The organism is Bacillus sp. SIMBA_005, assembly GCF_046535585.1.
Classification (GTDB): Bacteria; Bacillota; Bacilli; order Bacillales; family Bacillaceae; genus Bacillus; species Bacillus pumilus.
Map to the genome: position 1 here is coordinate 1 of NZ_JAWRWI010000017.1, position 14,427 is coordinate 14,427.

Here is a 14,427-nt window from a genome sequence, read left to right on the forward strand (position 1 = left end):
GTAGTTCAGTTGGTTAGAATGCCTGCCTGTCACGCAGGAGGTCGCGGGTTCGAGTCCCGTCCGGACCGCCATTTTTAAAATGAATACATGGCTCGGTAGCTCAGTTGGTAGAGCAACGGACTGAAAATCCGTGTGTCGGCGGTTCGATTCCGTCCCGAGCCACTTTTATAAAAAAATATTAATAGTATGGCGGTTGTGGCGAAGTGGTTAACGCACCAGATTGTGGCTCTGGCACTCGTGGGTTCGATTCCCATCAATCGCCCCATACATATTTTTGCGGGTGTAGTTTAGTGGTAAAACCTCAGCCTTCCAAGCTGATGTCGTGGGTTCGATTCCCATCACCCGCTCCATTTGTATATCCATTCATGGGCCTGTAGCTCAGCTGGTTAGAGCGCACGCCTGATAAGCGTGAGGTCGGTGGTTCGAGTCCACTCAGGCCCACCATGATATTCCGCAGTAGCTCAGTGGTAGAGCTATCGGCTGTTAACCGATCGGTCGTAGGTTCGAGTCCTACCTGCGGAGCCAAATGGAGAAGTACTCAAGTGGCTGAAGAGGCGCCCCTGCTAAGGGTGTAGGTCGCGCAAGCGGCGCGAGGGTTCAAATCCCTCCTTCTCCGCCATTTATCTGGCCCGTTGGTCAAGCGGTTAAGACACCGCCCTTTCACGGCGGTAACACGGGTTCGAATCCCGTACGGGTCATATTTAAAAGAGATCTTGTCAAAGATCTCTTTTTTTATTTTCTTCAAAAAAAGAAAGACCGCCATTATAGCGGTCCTTTTTTACATGTTCATGGAATAGATCGTATAAGACAAGTAAGTTGCAAAGAAGCCCCATAAGACATAAGGAATAAGTAAAATCGGAACGGCTTTGCTTAGTTTACGCGAGACGATGACAAGAGCAAGTGCTGTCAGTGCTACAAGAAGGCAATCGATTGTAGCAGCAAATAAATCTTTTTGTGTAAATTGAAAAAAACTAAAGGCTTGATTAAATACATAATTTAAAAGAAAAAGAATCCAAAATGGTAAGGTGATTTTTTGAAATCCGTACTTTCCATAAATGATCGCTGCGGACAACGAGATGAGAGCAAATAAGATAGCCCATACAGCACCAATTACACCACCACTTGGTGTCCATTCAGGTTTATTTAATGCACCATACCACTCTCTGTCAATCGGAAACAAGAATCCGGCAATAGAGAATAATGCGTATGTAATAAAAAAGACAACCACTGCCCAAATGATACTTTTTCTCGCCATTAAAAATCTCCTCCAATCAAATTCACTCTTAAAGTGATTTCCCAATCATTACATGATATAAACATTAAGCCCCCATTATGAGGGGACTAATGATTTTCTTCTGTATAAGGTTCCTCTTCGTACGGCTTCAAATCACCAAATACGGTCATGACGCCCTCTTCGTCTAATGCTTCTTCATAGGCTTCGTGGGCTTTATTTGGATACACCTTACTTGCCTTGCCCTCAATATCAGCAGCTGCAAATCCTTCATAGTCTTCGACATAATCTTCATCTTCTGATTGAGTGTACACATCATCGTATGTCAATGGAGGAAATTCCATATCGGATGGCGTATCAGAGTTTCCGTAGCGTTCTACGTCTTGATATGCATCCTCTCCATCGTAGGCTGCACTTTCTTCATTTTCGAATTGCCCTGATGGCGGACTTAATAAATCCTCTTCAATTGGACGGTTTTGTGAAACGGTTTGTTCTTTTGAATGCTCTGTGCATGTGACGGCACTAGGCAAGGCTTCTAAACGTTCCTTTGGGATAGGGGCTTTACAGACCTTGCAAAGTCCATAAGAGCCGTCTGTGATGGCTTGAAGTGCTTCATTGATGTCTAACAGATGTTCATGTTCTAAACTATTTAACGCAATATCTTTCCCGCGTTCGAACAGCTCTGTTCCTTGATCACCTGGATGATTATCATAGGCTGACAGATCTCCGACAGAATCATAAGGAAATGATACTTTTTGTTCATCGTCATGGCTTTTGGCTTCGAGTTCGTGTTTTTCATCGAGAAGTCGCTGCTTCAAATGATGTAATTCGTCTTTAGACAACAAAGCGATCATCCTTTCATATCAAACATAATGTTAGTATGAGCAATTTTATCTGTAAGACTAGTTCCAATTTGAAGCAATTCCTCATGAAAAAACGCCTGCGGCTGGGGCAGGCGTTCTTTGTTAAGCAATATAGTACTGTAAAATCAAAGCGATTGTTAGCAGGAAACCGAAAAATGTATTGGTTTGTGCTGTAGATTTCATGGCATTCATTAATTCAATTGGTTTTTCTTTTTGCTTAAATTCTTTGATAGCTGTATATGCTTTTGGGACACTGAGTAAAACAAGAAGGCTCCAAAGGCCGACAATATCTGTGAAGATATAAACAAAAATAAGTACATAAGAGAGCAAAAACATGGAAAGTAAAATGTTCACTGCAGCTTTTCGCCCAGCAAGGATAGCAAGTGTTTTTCGTCCATTTTCTTTATCGCCGTCTAAATCGCGGATATTGTTCGATAGTAAGATGGCACCAACTAAAATAGAAATTGGTAATGAGACGAGAACCGCTTTAGACGTCAGTGTGCCTGTTTGAATATAGAAACTGATCAGGATGATTCCTAATCCCATAAACGCACCTGATACAAGTTCTCCAAACGGTGTATATGCAATAGGAACAGGGCCGCCAGTATAGAAATAGCCTGCTGCCATACAAATGAGCCCTATCAGTGCAATCCACCAGCTAGACATCATGCAAATATATACCCCTAGTAGTAAAGAAAGCGCAAATAGTGCATAAGCAAGGGCGAGAACGGTTTTAGGCTTCACGCCATTTCTGACAATGGCGCCGCCGATGCCGACAGATTTCTCGTTGTCCAATCCGCGAACATAATCAAAGTACTCATTAAACATGTTTGTTGCGATTTGGATAAACATAGATGCAAACAGCATAGCTAAAAATAGCCCAACATGTATTTGACCACTTGGAAGTGCGAGAACAGTTCCTAAAGTAACGGGAATAAATGCTGCTGTTAATGTATGCGGTCGTAGTAAATTCCACCAAATCCGCCAGTTCTTATCAGGCTTAATCGGTGAAAGCTGATCTGATATCGATTGATGCTGCATAAAATATACTCCTTTAAATAAAAAAATACGTACACGTCCAAATTCCAGTTTAGCAAAGTTCAAAAGGGTGTCAATATATTGATGCGATGAAACCTGAAAAAGATGTTTGCTAATCGTTGCCATATCGAGAGAAAGCTTGATCTTAGAACAAGACTTTCCATTTTTCTTATAGATGCTCTCGTTTCAAGAAGCAGGAGCGAAAAAATCTAGAAAGCGTGATATAATAAGGATTCGAGGTTTTAAAAGCTGTTTTCTTTACTAAGTTCATCTGTTAAGGTTTATAATAGAAAAGCAGGTCATTCGACATACTCGAATGTTCACGTATTTTTTCATTTTGGTTTTATTTTTTTATGTTATTTCATGGATTTTGGAGGAATGTATCATGGTGACAACAGTGCAAAGTACTTTCCGGCAGGAAGCGCTTGCGACATTAGAAGAAGCGAATAACGTCAACCATGCTGTTTTGATAAGCTACTCCAGAAGAGTTGACGATCTGGATCCTCTTGCCTTTTTCCAAAGCGGCGAAGCGGATTTTTTAGGCGAGCGTTTTTTTTGGTCTGATCCAGAAAGCCAAATGATATTTTCTGGACTTGGCAGAGCGGCCGTTATTAAATCATCTGAACAAGGCAAGGAACGATTTGATACAGTCCATCAAGAATGGGAACAGCTGAAGCAGCACATGTTCCATTTTCATGATGAGAAGGAGTTAAGGCAAGCGGCTGTTGGTCCGCTTTTATTTGGAGGATTCTCATTTGATCCGTTTGAAGAGAAGGCGCGTCACTGGGAAGCATTTGGCGAGGCTCATTTTTTTGTGCCATCGATGATGCTCACTGTCTCGAAAGAAGGGACGTTTCTTACGATCAATGAATGGAAGCAGGTGGACGGGAATGTTCATCAGCTCATTCAAGAATTAGAACAAAAAGCCTCTCATTTCGAAACATTACCGCTCAGACATGATGGACAAGCCGAACTTGTTCATATGGAAGAACGAGATGTGACGGAATGGATGAAGGCGATCCAAGAAGCGACAGACCACATTCGTGCAAACGAATATGAAAAGGTTGTTTTAGCAAGAGAAGTCTTGCTTCACTATAAAAATCAAATTGAACTCGCTCCACTGTTATCAGAATTATTAAAGCATCAAACAACGAGTTATGTATTTGCGGTTGAACAGGGGAGACAAGCATTTGTCGGAGCTACGCCGGAACGCTTAGTGAAAAAAAGCGGCGGAGAGGTCTTTTCATCTTGTTTAGCAGGTTCGATTGTTCGTGGAAAAAATGAAGCGGAAGATCGAGCATTAGGCGAGGAGCTACTGCATGATGAGAAGAATTTGATTGAACATCAAATTGTCGTCAATATGATTGAGGAAGCATTTGCGGCCAATTGCCTTCGCGTGCATAAACCAAATCAACCTAGTCTTTATAAAACAAAAAACATTCAGCATTTGTTTACACCGATTGTGGGAGAAATTAAAAGCAGCTGTTCTCTCTTTTCATTAATTGAACAGCTCCATCCGACGCCAGCATTAGGTGGGTATCCGAAGGAAAAGGCAGTTGAGGTCATTCGTGAAATCGAACCGTTGAAACGTGGCTGGTACGCAGCGCCGGTAGGGTGGATTGACTCTCAGGATAATGGAGAATTTGCTGTTGCCATTCGGTCAGGTCTTATTGAGGAAGATCATGTTCGTTTGTTCGCTGGCTGCGGCATTGTAGAGGATTCCCTTGCAAAGCAGGAGTACGAGGAAACGCAAGTGAAATTAAGACCAATGCTATCTGCCCTTGGAGGTCGTCCTATTGAATAATCAAATCATGACAACATATATTGGCAGATTGATGGATGAATTTGTCCAAGGCGGTGTACAAGAGGCCGTTGTCTGTCCAGGTTCTCGTTCGACCCCGCTTGCAATGCTGGCTCTAGCCCACCAAGACATCAATGTCCATGTATTAGTGGATGAACGGTCTGCTGCTTTTTATGCGCTTGGTCTTGCAAAAGCAAGTCAAAAATCAGTGCTGCTTATTTGTACATCAGGTACAGCAGCAGCTAACTTTTACCCAGCCATTGTAGAGGCACATTATTCCCGTGTCCCACTTATTGTTTTAACTGCTGATCGGCCGCACGAATTGAGGGAAGTTGGGGCACCTCAAGCGATTGATCAGCAATTCTTATTCGGTAAGTTTGTTAAATGGTTCACAGACTTAGCATTGCCAGAAGAAAGTCAGACGATGTTGCGCTATGTTCAGACGGCTGCGGCAAGAGCAAATCATATGTCGATGCAAGAGCCGAAAGGACCTGTACAAATCAATGTCCCTCTGAGAGAACCATTGCTTCCTGATTTGTCTATTGATCCTTTCGAGAGAGAAGAAACAGACCGGAAAAAAGTATTAGCTACAGGACAGGCTTTCCCAAATTGTGATGCGATATCTGAAATTGTGACGGGCATGAACCGTTCCAAAAAGGGACTGATTGTGTGTGGTGAGCTTCATACTCAGAAAGAAAAAGAGGCAGTGTTACGTCTTTCAAAAGCCTTGCATATGCCGATTTTAGCGGACCCGCTTTCTCATTTACGAAATGGTCATGAGCATGCAGATCTTATTATTGATGCGTATGATTCTTTATTGAAAGATGAAGCATTGCAGCAGCACCTATTGCCGGATATGGTCATTCGTTTTGGACCGATGCCTGTGTCTAAGCCTTTATTCAAGTGGTTGGAAAAACATGTGGAAGTCAATCAGATTGTTGTTGATGCTGCTGGAGGTTTTCGAGATCCTGGGCTGAGTGCTTCATACGTCATTGAAAGTGATGTGGCAGCTTTTGTAGATGAAGTAGTCAATAGAGCGGTTCAACGTGAGGATACAAGTTTTCTAAAGCGCTGGCAGGATGCTAATTCATCATTCAGAACGCATGCTGCCCATTATTCTGATGAGGATCTGTCATTTGAGGGGAATGTGTACCGTCAGCTTCAGCATCTATTGCCGAAGGAGAGTGTCCTTTTTATCGGAAATAGTATGCCGATTCGTGATGTGGATACATTTTTTGAAGCGCAATTGAAGCCTTTTCGAATGATGGCGAATCGAGGAGCAAATGGTATTGATGGCGTTGTGTCTACAGCACTTGGCACGTATGCAGCTTTGAAACAGCCGGTCACCTTAGTGATTGGAGATTTATCATTTTATCATGATATGAATGGTCTCCTTGCAGCGAAGTTGATGGACATTCCACTGACGGTTGTGCTGTTAAACAATGATGGAGGAGGCATCTTTTCTTTCCTTCCGCAGGCGTCTGAGGAACCGTATTATGAAAAACTCTTTGGTACACCGACTGGACTGAATTTTGAGTATGCTTCGAAGCTGTATGGGGGAACCTATGCGAAACCGTCAACGAAACAAGAATTCCATGATGTCTACAAGGCGCATATAGAAGAGCCTGGACTTCATTTAATTGAAATTGAAACAGATCGGCATTCTCGTGCAAGCAAGCATCGTCAAATGATGGATGACATATTGAAAGAAGTGAAAAAAGAATGTCTTCTTTCATAATACGGATGCGTGATGGTGTGGCATACGAGGTGGTGGATCAAAATCCATCAGGTGAGAATGCCACATTATGCTTACATGGCTTCACTGGAAGCGCGGCTTCTTGGACGTTCTTGAATGCTTATATGGAGAATACGAGATTGATTCAAGTCAGTTTGCTTGGACATGGCCGCACGGACTCACCAGAAAGTATAAGAAGATATGCGATGTCGCATCAGCTGGCAGATCTTGCAGAGATTTTAAACCAATTAAAGCTTCACAAAGTGAATATTCTCGGATATTCTATGGGAGGACGTATTGCTTTATCATTTGCCTCTCGTTATTCAGAGCGAGTCAACAAATTGATTCTAGAGAGTACCTCTCCAGGGCTTCGCACGTTTAAAGAGCGGATGGCAAGACTCAAGCATGATCATCAGCTTGCTCAGAAAATGAGACATGAAGGTTTAGTGAAGTTTGTGGATTTTTGGGAGAGTATTCCATTGTTTGCTTCGCAAAGAACTTTATCAGCTGACACGCAGGCTCAACTAAGAGAGGGGAGGCTGAAAGCCAATCCACTTGGACTGGCTCGCAGCTTAGAAGGCATAGGAACAGGTTCGCAGCCCTCTGTTTGGAAGGCATTAAAGCATATAAAATTACCTGTTTTGTTGATTTGCGGAGCGCTTGATGAAAAGTTCTGCAACATCGCCGCACGTATGCAGCAGCAGCTTGAAGGCAGTCAATTTATATTGGCTGAGCAGGCTGGGCATACAGTTCATGTGGAACAACCACATTTTTTTGGTAAAATAGTAAGTGAGTTTATTACGCAAGATTAGAGGAGGAACTATTGATGGCTATTGAATGGCAAACTGAGCGTCAATATGACGAAATTTTATATGAAACGTACAATGGGATCGCAAAGATCACGATTAATCGTCCACATGTACATAACGCGTTTACACCAAAAACTGTGAGTGAATTAATTGATGCATTTTCACGTGCTCGTGATAATTCGAATGTAGGTGTGATCGTACTTGCAGGTGCTGGCGGCAAAGCATTCTGTTCTGGTGGAGATCAAAAAGTACGCGGTCATGGCGGTTATGTAGGAGACGATCAAATTCCGCGTCTAAATGTACTGGACTTACAGCGTTTGATTCGTGTGATTCCAAAACCTGTTGTTGCGATGGTTGCTGGTTATGCAATCGGCGGCGGGCACGTTCTTCATATTGTGTGTGACCTGACAATTGCAGCAGATAATGCGATTTTTGGACAAACTGGTCCAAAAGTAGGCAGCTTTGATGCTGGTTATGGTTCAGGCTACCTTGCACGTATTGTAGGTCATAAGAAAGCGAGAGAGATCTGGTACTTATGCCGTCAATACAATGCACAAGAAGCGCTTGATATGGGACTTGTCAATACAGTTGTACCATTAGAGCAGCTTGAAGAGGAAACCGTGAAGTGGTGTGAGGAGATGCTAGAAAAGAGCCCGACTGCTTTACGATTCTTGAAGGCTGCATTTAATGCAGATACGGATGGATTAGCTGGAATTCAACAATTTGCAGGAGATGCGACACTTCTTTATTACACAACAGATGAAGCAAAAGAAGGACGCGATTCCTTTAAGGAAAAACGCAAGCCGGACTTCGGTCAGTTCCCGCGTTTCCCTTGATTCAATCATATCAATGAAAAACAGCTTAGTGCATCAGACTAAGCTGTTTTCTTTTACAAAAAGGAGGTGTCATGATGAAGCAACCAAATTGGCTGCTGCACCGTGCTTATTTAACACCAGAAAGAGTCGCGCTCATTTATCAGGATAAAAAGTGGACATTCCGCGATTTAGCTGATGAAGTTAATGAGCTTTCCAATAGACTGGCACAAACATCATTAAAAAAAGGGGAAACGGTCGGTCTTCTGATGAACAACCATCCTCAAATGGTGATGCTTGTTCATGCTTGTTTGTCATTAGGATTCAAAATCGTGCTATTGAACAATAAGTTAACAAAAGCCGAAAGACGCTATCAACTTGAAGATGCAAAAGCAGCCGCTTTATTTACTGAACCTGTTTATGCCAGTGATCACAAGGGTGAACTACCCGTTTATACAATGGAGACTTTACCTGAAGAAGGGCAAGAGAATGTAAAGAAAATCGAAAGCGAATTTGATTTAAATGAAACAGCGACGATCATGTATACATCTGGTACAACAGGACGCCCAAAAGGGGTCGAGCAAACGTTTGGCAATCATTTTCATAGTGCTGTTTCCTCTGCACTCAATATAGGCATCAGAGAGGATGACCGCTGGCTTATTGCACTGCCTCTTTTTCATATTAGCGGATTATCCGCTTTATTTAAGTCTGTGATTTATGGGATGACTGTCGTACTCCATCAGAAATTTGATGTCGATGAAGTAAAAGGTTCTATTGAACAGCATCGTGTGACGATGATATCTGTTGTTCAAACGATGTTATCCCGTTTATTAAGCAGACTGGAAGAATGTCCGTCTTCTTTGCGCTGTCTTTTATTAGGCGGAGGGCCTGCGCCTTTTGCGATGCTTCAAGAAAGCAAAGAGAAAGGCTTCCCTGTGTTTCAATCGTACGGCATGACAGAGACCTGTTCACAAATTGTGACCCTTGCGCCTGAATTTAGTGTAGAGAAACTTGGATCAGCGGGAAAACCCCTTTTTGGGTGTGAGCTGAAAATTCAAGATGGTACACGCATTTGTCGTCCCTTTGAGCATGGCGAAATTATGGTGAAAGGGGCAAATGTCATGAAAGGGTACCTTTACCGTGAAGAGGCGACTGCGGCTGCCTTTGATCAAGGCTGGCTGAAAACGGGTGATATTGGCTATGTGGATGAGGAGGGGTTTTTATTTGTGCTTGACCGCCGTTCAGATTTAATTATTTCTGGCGGTGAGAATATTTATCCTGCTGAAATTGAAGCGGTTCTGTTAACACATCCGCATGTAAAGGAAGCCGGAGTGACGGGTATATATGATGATAGATGGGGAGAGGTACCAGCTGCCTTTCTTGTCACAGATCATAAAATACCGGAGAATGAGCTCTATGCTTTATGTGAGTCGCATCTAGCAAAATATAAATGGCCTGCCGCTTTTCACTTTGTGGACGAGCTGCCAAGAAATGCGTCGAATAAATTGCAGAGGCACAGACTCAGAGTCAAAGGGGTTTTTAGATGATTCAAATTGAACGAGTGATTTTATATCATGTCACGATGAAGCTCAAGCAGCCATTTACCACAAGTCTTGGGACCATATCTGAGCGTGAGTTTATTATTGTCGAGGTAAAAGATCAAACGGGATTGACTGGTTGGGGAGAGGTGTCAGCTTTTTCTTCTCCTTGGTATACAGAAGAAACGATTGAAACTTGTTACCATATGCTGAGAGCTTTCTTTATACCAAATGTGCTGACACGCACCTTTACACACCCTTCAGAAATACCAGACAGCCTGTATCAATTTAAAGGGAATAAGATGGCGAAAGCGGGAATTGAAGCGGCTGTTTGGGATATTTATGCGAAGCGTGAGAATAAATCGTTACGAGATGTATTAGGCGGCACCAAGGATAGAATACCTTCTGGTGTTGTGGCGGGGTTAGGACCCGTTGATGATATGCTGAAGCAAATACAACAATTTGTGGACCAAGGCTATCAGCGGGTGAAGGTAAAAATTAAGCCGGGACAGGATATTGGTCTCCTTAAAAAAATTAGAGAGTCTTTCCCTCACCTTCCATTAATGGCAGATGCAAACTCTGCTTATGAGTTAAAGGATATTAGCAAGCTCAAGCAGCTCGATGACATTCGTTTATTAATGATTGAACAGCCATTAGCTGCAGATGATATCGTCGACCATCGCCATTTGCAAAAGCATTTAAAAACACCGATATGTTTGGATGAAAGTATTTGTTCTTTAGATGATGCTAGAAAAGCTGTAGAGCTTGGCAGCTGTCAAATTATTAATGTGAAGCCTTCACGAGTTGGAGGGCTGACAGAAGCCCTTAAAATCCATACATTCAGTAAGGAGCATCAAATTCCGTTATGGTGTGGAGGAATGATTGAAACAGGCATTTCCCGCGCCCAGAACGTGGCACTTGCTTCACTTCCACAATTTACAATTCCAGGTGATGTTTCAGCTTCGTCAAAATATTGGGAGCAGGATATCATTTTTCCTGAAATCAAGGTTGAAAATGGGTTTATTGAGGTACCTCGTTCCCCAGGAATGGGCGTAGAAGTGGATTATCAAGCGCTTCGTTCTTTTTCAGATAAAATTGACGTGTTTACAAAACACGATTTTGTGATGTGAAAATGAGGTATTCACCTTTTGCACATTATATAAAATCTATATATAGTGAGAGAAAGTTTTTCCTTCCTGTCTCAAAAAAAGAAAGAGCGGTGACCCGCTCTTTCTTACTCTTCTACCAGTTCGCTGTCATAAGCAAGCTGTCCAATATAGTGATTCATTTCAGTTGGCATGTCTGCTGCAGGGCCATATTCATAATCCCAAAGGTTTAAAAAGGAGTGAGCTGCTTGATAAAATGCGGCTTCGTCCGCGTCATGAATTTCGTCAAAAAACGTTTGAAGCAGCCGATCGTATTTCAATGTGAAGCGCCTCCTTAAATGAGACTTAAAGATCTTGTGGTTTAAACGTTTTACAATCCGTTTCTTCACTTTTTTCAGCCGTATTTCCTGTGTGGCTAACGACATAGATTGCATCTGCCCCACAGCGGTTTCCAGCATTCCAATAGGAACAATTATTAACTTCACAAAGGATTTTTTGACTCATACAAATGACCTCCTTTTGAGTATGTCTTTCTTCTATAATGTAACCGAAATGAACCTCATCCATTCACGTTAATCTTCCTGGCGAATATAGCGCTTATCCTTCATAAACAATTTCCAAAAGAAATAGAACCCAGGAAATAAGATGATAAAACCTACAATATACGTGATAAATAATGCTCTAAATGTCACAGGGTCAGTAAAACCAGACATGATTGTAATATCTGGATAGGCCATATAAGGCAAATGGGCACGTCCGTACACGTAGCTTGCTAAAAAATATTGAATGGTAATCGCAATGACAGCTAAACGAGGCCGGCCTTTTCGATGCTTAAACCGGCTATTTGGTAAATATAGAGCCAGCCCTGCTAGCAAAAACATCAGGAGTGATACAAGAAGAATAGGGATGTTCTGCATCATTTTTGTGAACAGCCAATTTGCCTCGCTTCTTAATGTCAGCATGATGAAAAAGGCCATCATGAGTGAAAGCGGACCCGTAATGAGCGCTCCTCTTCTATAAATACTGTAAGCTTCATCTTCATCAGCCACATTCGAGAAATCAGCTAAAAGCAATGACGAAAGAAAAAGGGTGCTGAAAATGGCAAAGCCGACAAAAGAATAGACATTTGCACTCGTAAAGACCAGTCCAAGATCTAATGAGTAATTGTTGTTCTCCTCAAAGATAAATCCACCATGAGTAATCGGAAGAACCATGATCAGGATCGATGGAATGATAAAGCCGCTAATCCCTGAAATGTAAGTCACTGCTTTTCGGTATTTTTTAGGTAGAGAATGAGAAAACACGAGAAACCCGCTTCGCAGTGCAAGAAGTAATAATATGATGCTGCCGGGTATTAATAAAACAGTACCAAGGACAAAGGTCGCTCCTGGAAACATGCTAAACAACGCAACAACAATTGCCACAATAAATACGTTAGTTACTTCCCATGTTGGAGAAAGATACTTATTTGCGATATTAGCGGCCTTTGTTTGTTCTTTATTCATATAAATCATGGACCAAAATCCTGCGCCGAAATCCATTGATGCCATCACTGCATAGATAAAAACGAACCCCCATAAGATGGTGATTGCAATGAGTGCATCAGTTGTCACATCCATTTGCATCTAGATCGCTCCTTTTTAAGATTCTGTTAACCGTAGGTCTTCTTCAATCGAATGTTTTCTAAAGTAGTACGTCAGCACAATCACAGTTGCTATGCCTAAGATGAGGTAGACAATGGCAAAAAGGATAAAGAGCGTACCGATTGAGCCTGATGATGTGACGACCTCTGAGGTTTTGAGCATTCGATAAATGACCCATGGCTGACGGCCTGTACATGCAAAGATCCAGCCAAACTCAATAGCCAGAAGACTAAGAGGCCCGCCGAATAAGTAAAGAAAAAGGAGCCACTTCGGATAATGTTCGCGTTTCAAAATTTTACGGTAAAGCAGTGCTAATACCGCAAACAAAATGAGGACTGAGCCAATAATGACCATGCCATTAAATAATGTGTGAATAAATAAAGGCGGCCACTCGTCACGTGGGAAATCATTTAAGCCTTTGACCACCGTATCAAAGCTATTTCCTGCCAAAAAGCTAAGCGCCCAAGGGATTTCAATTGCTCCTTTAATTTCCTTTGAATCGGCATCAGTAAAACCACCTATTGCGAGAGGTGCATGTGATTGTGTTTCAAATAAACCTTCAGCACCAGCTAACTTTTCAGGCTGATATTCATACAGAAGCTGAGCAGACTCATGACCATTTATGGCCGTAAGAAATGAGAAGAGGCCTCCTACAATAAGTCCAAGAAAAAGAGCTTTTCGATGAAACGTATAGAGCTTCTCATTCTTTCTTGTTTTAAGCATTTTAAAAGCTGCCACTGATGCAATCACAAAAGCACCTGTTGTAAAAGCAGACAGCACGACATGTGTTGCAGTTACGACAAAGCTTGGATTGAAAAAGGCCTTCCAAGGCTCGATATTCGTAATTTCTCCATTGACCATTTGAAAGCCAGCAGGGGTACCTTCAAATGCATGTACGTTTGTGATCAAAATTGCTGAAGCGGCTGCGCCAATCACGACAAAAATAACGGTAATGATACGCATAGCAGGTGATAGGCGGTCCGCTGCGTACACATAAATAGACATAAATAATGCTTCAATAAAGAACGCATAAATCTCAATCTGAAATGGCAGTGACATGACCTTTCCGATGACCTCCATAAAACCTGGCCATAGAAGAGCGAGCTGGGTGCCAGCAATCGTGCCTGTTGGAATGGCGACACCTAACAAGACAGCCTGCGCTTTCGTCCACCGTTTCGCCATGACAGCATAGTGAGGGTCCTTCGTTTTTTGGAAGATGAGTTCAGCTAACAAAATCATTAGCGGGATGCCGACGCCAAGCGAGGCATAAATAATATGAAAGCCCATGGTTGTGCCGAACAGGCTTCTAGCTAAAACGAGATCAGTCAATTTTTTCTCCGCCTTTCTTATCGCTTCTCTTTTTCATGATGTTATTATTCTCCACCATTTTTAGATTATTCTTCCTGACTAAGAAAGCTTGATTTTTGACATGTTGTAAAAGAGGGAGTAGAATATAAATATAAAGCGTAATCATTACGTTTTGATAACGAAAGGAGTTTTGACATTGAAAAGAGATATTCATCCAACCTCACATGAAGTTGTATTTATGGACGTAAACAGCGGTTACCGCTTTTTGAGTAAATCGACAAAGTCATCCAATGAGACAGTAGAATGGGAAGATGGGAAAACGTATCCTGTCATTAAAGTAGAAACAAGCTCTGATACGCATCCTTTTTATACAGGACGCCAAAAATTCGGAGAAAAAGGTGGAAGAGCCGAGTTGTTTAAGAAAAAGTATCAAATGTAATAAGAAAAGCACACCCTACAATGGTGTGCTTCAGCTTGTAGACAAAGTCTACAAGCTTTTTTGTATAATAAGGGTAATAACACAAGTCTGTGGGGGATGAACAT

The 14,427-nt window shown here is 42.1% G+C and carries 14 protein-coding genes and 8 tRNA genes; 15 read left to right on the forward strand and 7 right to left on the reverse strand.

The annotated features are described in order from the left end of the window. The 8 genes from SB660_RS18455 (at position 1) to SB660_RS18490 (ending at position 698) form a co-directional block, all read left to right on the forward strand. Positions 1-71: transfer RNA gene (locus SB660_RS18455), tRNA-Asp, on the forward strand. 18 nt (positions 72-89) lie between these two features. Continuing rightward, positions 90-162: transfer RNA gene (locus tag SB660_RS18460), tRNA-Phe, on the forward strand. A 27-nt stretch (positions 163-189) separates the two neighbouring features. Next, positions 190-265 (forward strand) — tRNA-His (locus SB660_RS18465). A gap of 11 nt (positions 266-276) precedes the next feature. Further along, positions 277-350, forward strand: a tRNA-Gly gene (locus SB660_RS18470). 17 nt (positions 351-367) lie between these two features. Then, positions 368-444: transfer RNA gene (locus tag SB660_RS18475), tRNA-Ile, on the forward strand. Between the two features lie 6 nt (positions 445-450). After that, positions 451-525: transfer RNA gene (locus tag SB660_RS18480), tRNA-Asn, on the forward strand. Positions 526-528: 3 nt separating this feature from the next. Beyond that, a tRNA-Ser gene (locus tag SB660_RS18485) sits at positions 529-619 on the forward strand. A gap of 7 nt (positions 620-626) precedes the next feature. Beyond that, positions 627-698: transfer RNA gene (locus tag SB660_RS18490), tRNA-Glu, on the forward strand. A gap of 80 nt (positions 699-778) precedes the next feature. On the opposite strand, the gene SB660_RS18495 is transcribed toward SB660_RS18490, so the two are convergent. From SB660_RS18495 to SB660_RS18505, 3 genes are all read right to left on the reverse strand, one after another. Beyond that, positions 779-1,255 carry a TspO/MBR family protein gene (locus SB660_RS18495; protein WP_180310303.1) on the reverse strand — a complete coding sequence of 159 codons (477 nt, stop codon included), beginning with the start codon at positions 1,253-1,255 and terminating at the stop codon, positions 779-781. An 86-nt stretch (positions 1,256-1,341) separates the two neighbouring features. Next, positions 1,342-2,076, reverse strand: coding sequence for a TraR/DksA C4-type zinc finger protein (locus SB660_RS18500; protein ID WP_144487063.1), 735 nt, complete (start codon positions 2,074-2,076; stop codon positions 1,342-1,344). Between the two features lie 120 nt (positions 2,077-2,196). Then, positions 2,197-3,135 carry a 1,4-dihydroxy-2-naphthoate polyprenyltransferase gene (locus tag SB660_RS18505; RefSeq protein ID WP_058014975.1) on the reverse strand — a complete coding sequence of 313 codons (939 nt, stop codon included), beginning with the start codon at positions 3,133-3,135 and terminating at the stop codon, positions 2,197-2,199. A 382-nt stretch (positions 3,136-3,517) separates the two neighbouring features. On the opposite strand from SB660_RS18505, the gene SB660_RS18510 reads away from it, so the two are divergent. From SB660_RS18510 to menC, 6 genes are all read left to right on the forward strand, one after another. Next, positions 3,518-4,936, forward strand: coding sequence for an isochorismate synthase (locus SB660_RS18510; protein WP_180310304.1), 1,419 nt, complete (start codon positions 3,518-3,520; stop codon positions 4,934-4,936). After that, entirely contained in the window at positions 4,929-6,671 is a 1,743-nt protein-coding gene (gene menD, locus SB660_RS18515) for a 2-succinyl-5-enolpyruvyl-6-hydroxy-3-cyclohexene-1-carboxylic-acid synthase (protein ID WP_410583689.1), read from the forward strand. The genes SB660_RS18510 and menD overlap by 8 nt, the downstream gene beginning before the upstream one ends. Continuing rightward, positions 6,656-7,480, forward strand: coding sequence for a 2-succinyl-6-hydroxy-2,4-cyclohexadiene-1-carboxylate synthase (gene menH / locus SB660_RS18520; RefSeq protein WP_410583691.1), 825 nt, complete (start codon positions 6,656-6,658; stop codon positions 7,478-7,480). The genes menD and menH overlap by 16 nt, the downstream gene beginning before the upstream one ends. Positions 7,481-7,494: 14 nt before the next feature. Continuing rightward, positions 7,495-8,313, forward strand: coding sequence for a 1,4-dihydroxy-2-naphthoyl-CoA synthase (menB, locus tag SB660_RS18525; RefSeq protein WP_044142129.1), 819 nt, complete (start codon positions 7,495-7,497; stop codon positions 8,311-8,313). A gap of 71 nt (positions 8,314-8,384) precedes the next feature. Further along, on the forward strand, positions 8,385-9,836 hold the full coding sequence (locus SB660_RS18530; RefSeq protein ID WP_410583693.1) for an o-succinylbenzoate--CoA ligase: 1,452 nt from the start codon (positions 8,385-8,387) through the stop codon (positions 9,834-9,836). Beyond that, complete coding sequence (menC, locus tag SB660_RS18535; RefSeq protein ID WP_410583695.1) at positions 9,833-10,957, forward strand: o-succinylbenzoate synthase; 1,125 nt, start codon at positions 9,833-9,835, stop codon at positions 10,955-10,957. The genes SB660_RS18530 and menC overlap by 4 nt, the downstream gene beginning before the upstream one ends. A gap of 104 nt (positions 10,958-11,061) precedes the next feature. Here the strand turns inward: menC and SB660_RS18540 are convergent, their stop codons facing one another. From SB660_RS18540 to SB660_RS18555, 4 genes are all read right to left on the reverse strand, one after another. Further along, positions 11,062-11,253: a hypothetical protein gene (locus tag SB660_RS18540; protein ID WP_058014981.1), complete on the reverse strand. Its 192-nt coding sequence runs from the start codon at positions 11,251-11,253 to the stop codon at positions 11,062-11,064. Positions 11,254-11,278: 25 nt separating this feature from the next. Next, on the reverse strand, positions 11,279-11,437 hold the full coding sequence (locus SB660_RS18545) for a DUF1540 domain-containing protein (RefSeq protein ID WP_008360682.1): 159 nt from the start codon (positions 11,435-11,437) through the stop codon (positions 11,279-11,281). Between the two features lie 68 nt (positions 11,438-11,505). Further along, positions 11,506-12,552, reverse strand: a complete 1,047-nt coding sequence (locus tag SB660_RS18550; protein WP_180310775.1) for a cytochrome d ubiquinol oxidase subunit II — start codon at positions 12,550-12,552, stop codon at positions 11,506-11,508. A gap of 21 nt (positions 12,553-12,573) precedes the next feature. Then, positions 12,574-13,905: a cytochrome ubiquinol oxidase subunit I gene (locus tag SB660_RS18555; protein ID WP_003217550.1), complete on the reverse strand. Its 1,332-nt coding sequence runs from the start codon at positions 13,903-13,905 to the stop codon at positions 12,574-12,576. Positions 13,906-14,080: 175 nt separating this feature from the next. Between SB660_RS18555 and SB660_RS18560 the strand changes: the two genes are divergently transcribed. Then, positions 14,081-14,323 (forward strand): type B 50S ribosomal protein L31, encoded by a 243-nt coding sequence (locus SB660_RS18560; RefSeq protein ID WP_003217579.1) that lies wholly within the window; start codon positions 14,081-14,083, stop codon positions 14,321-14,323. Positions 14,324-14,427 lie beyond the last annotated feature (104 nt).

Excerpts from the sequence above, each read along its gene's own strand:
- menB (WP_044142129.1), top strand. The coding sequence starts at position 7,495 with ATGGCTATTGAATGGCAAACTGAGCGTCAATATGACGAAATTTTATAT.
- SB660_RS18550 (WP_180310775.1), bottom strand. The coding sequence starts at position 12,552 with ATGGATGTGACAACTGATGCACTCATTGCAATCACCATCTTATGGGGG.
- menC (WP_410583695.1), top strand. The coding sequence starts at position 9,833 with ATGATTCAAATTGAACGAGTGATTTTATATCATGTCACGATGAAGCTC.
- SB660_RS18545 (WP_008360682.1), bottom strand. The coding sequence starts at position 11,437 with ATGAGTCAAAAAATCCTTTGTGAAGTTAATAATTGTTCCTATTGGAAT.
- SB660_RS18495 (WP_180310303.1), bottom strand. The coding sequence starts at position 1,255 with ATGGCGAGAAAAAGTATCATTTGGGCAGTGGTTGTCTTTTTTATTACA.
- menH (WP_410583691.1), top strand. The coding sequence starts at position 6,656 with ATGTCTTCTTTCATAATACGGATGCGTGATGGTGTGGCATACGAGGTG.
- SB660_RS18505 (WP_058014975.1), bottom strand. The coding sequence starts at position 3,135 with ATGCAGCATCAATCGATATCAGATCAGCTTTCACCGATTAAGCCTGAT.
- SB660_RS18530 (WP_410583693.1), top strand. The coding sequence starts at position 8,385 with ATGATGAAGCAACCAAATTGGCTGCTGCACCGTGCTTATTTAACACCA.
- SB660_RS18510 (WP_180310304.1), top strand. The coding sequence starts at position 3,518 with ATGGTGACAACAGTGCAAAGTACTTTCCGGCAGGAAGCGCTTGCGACA.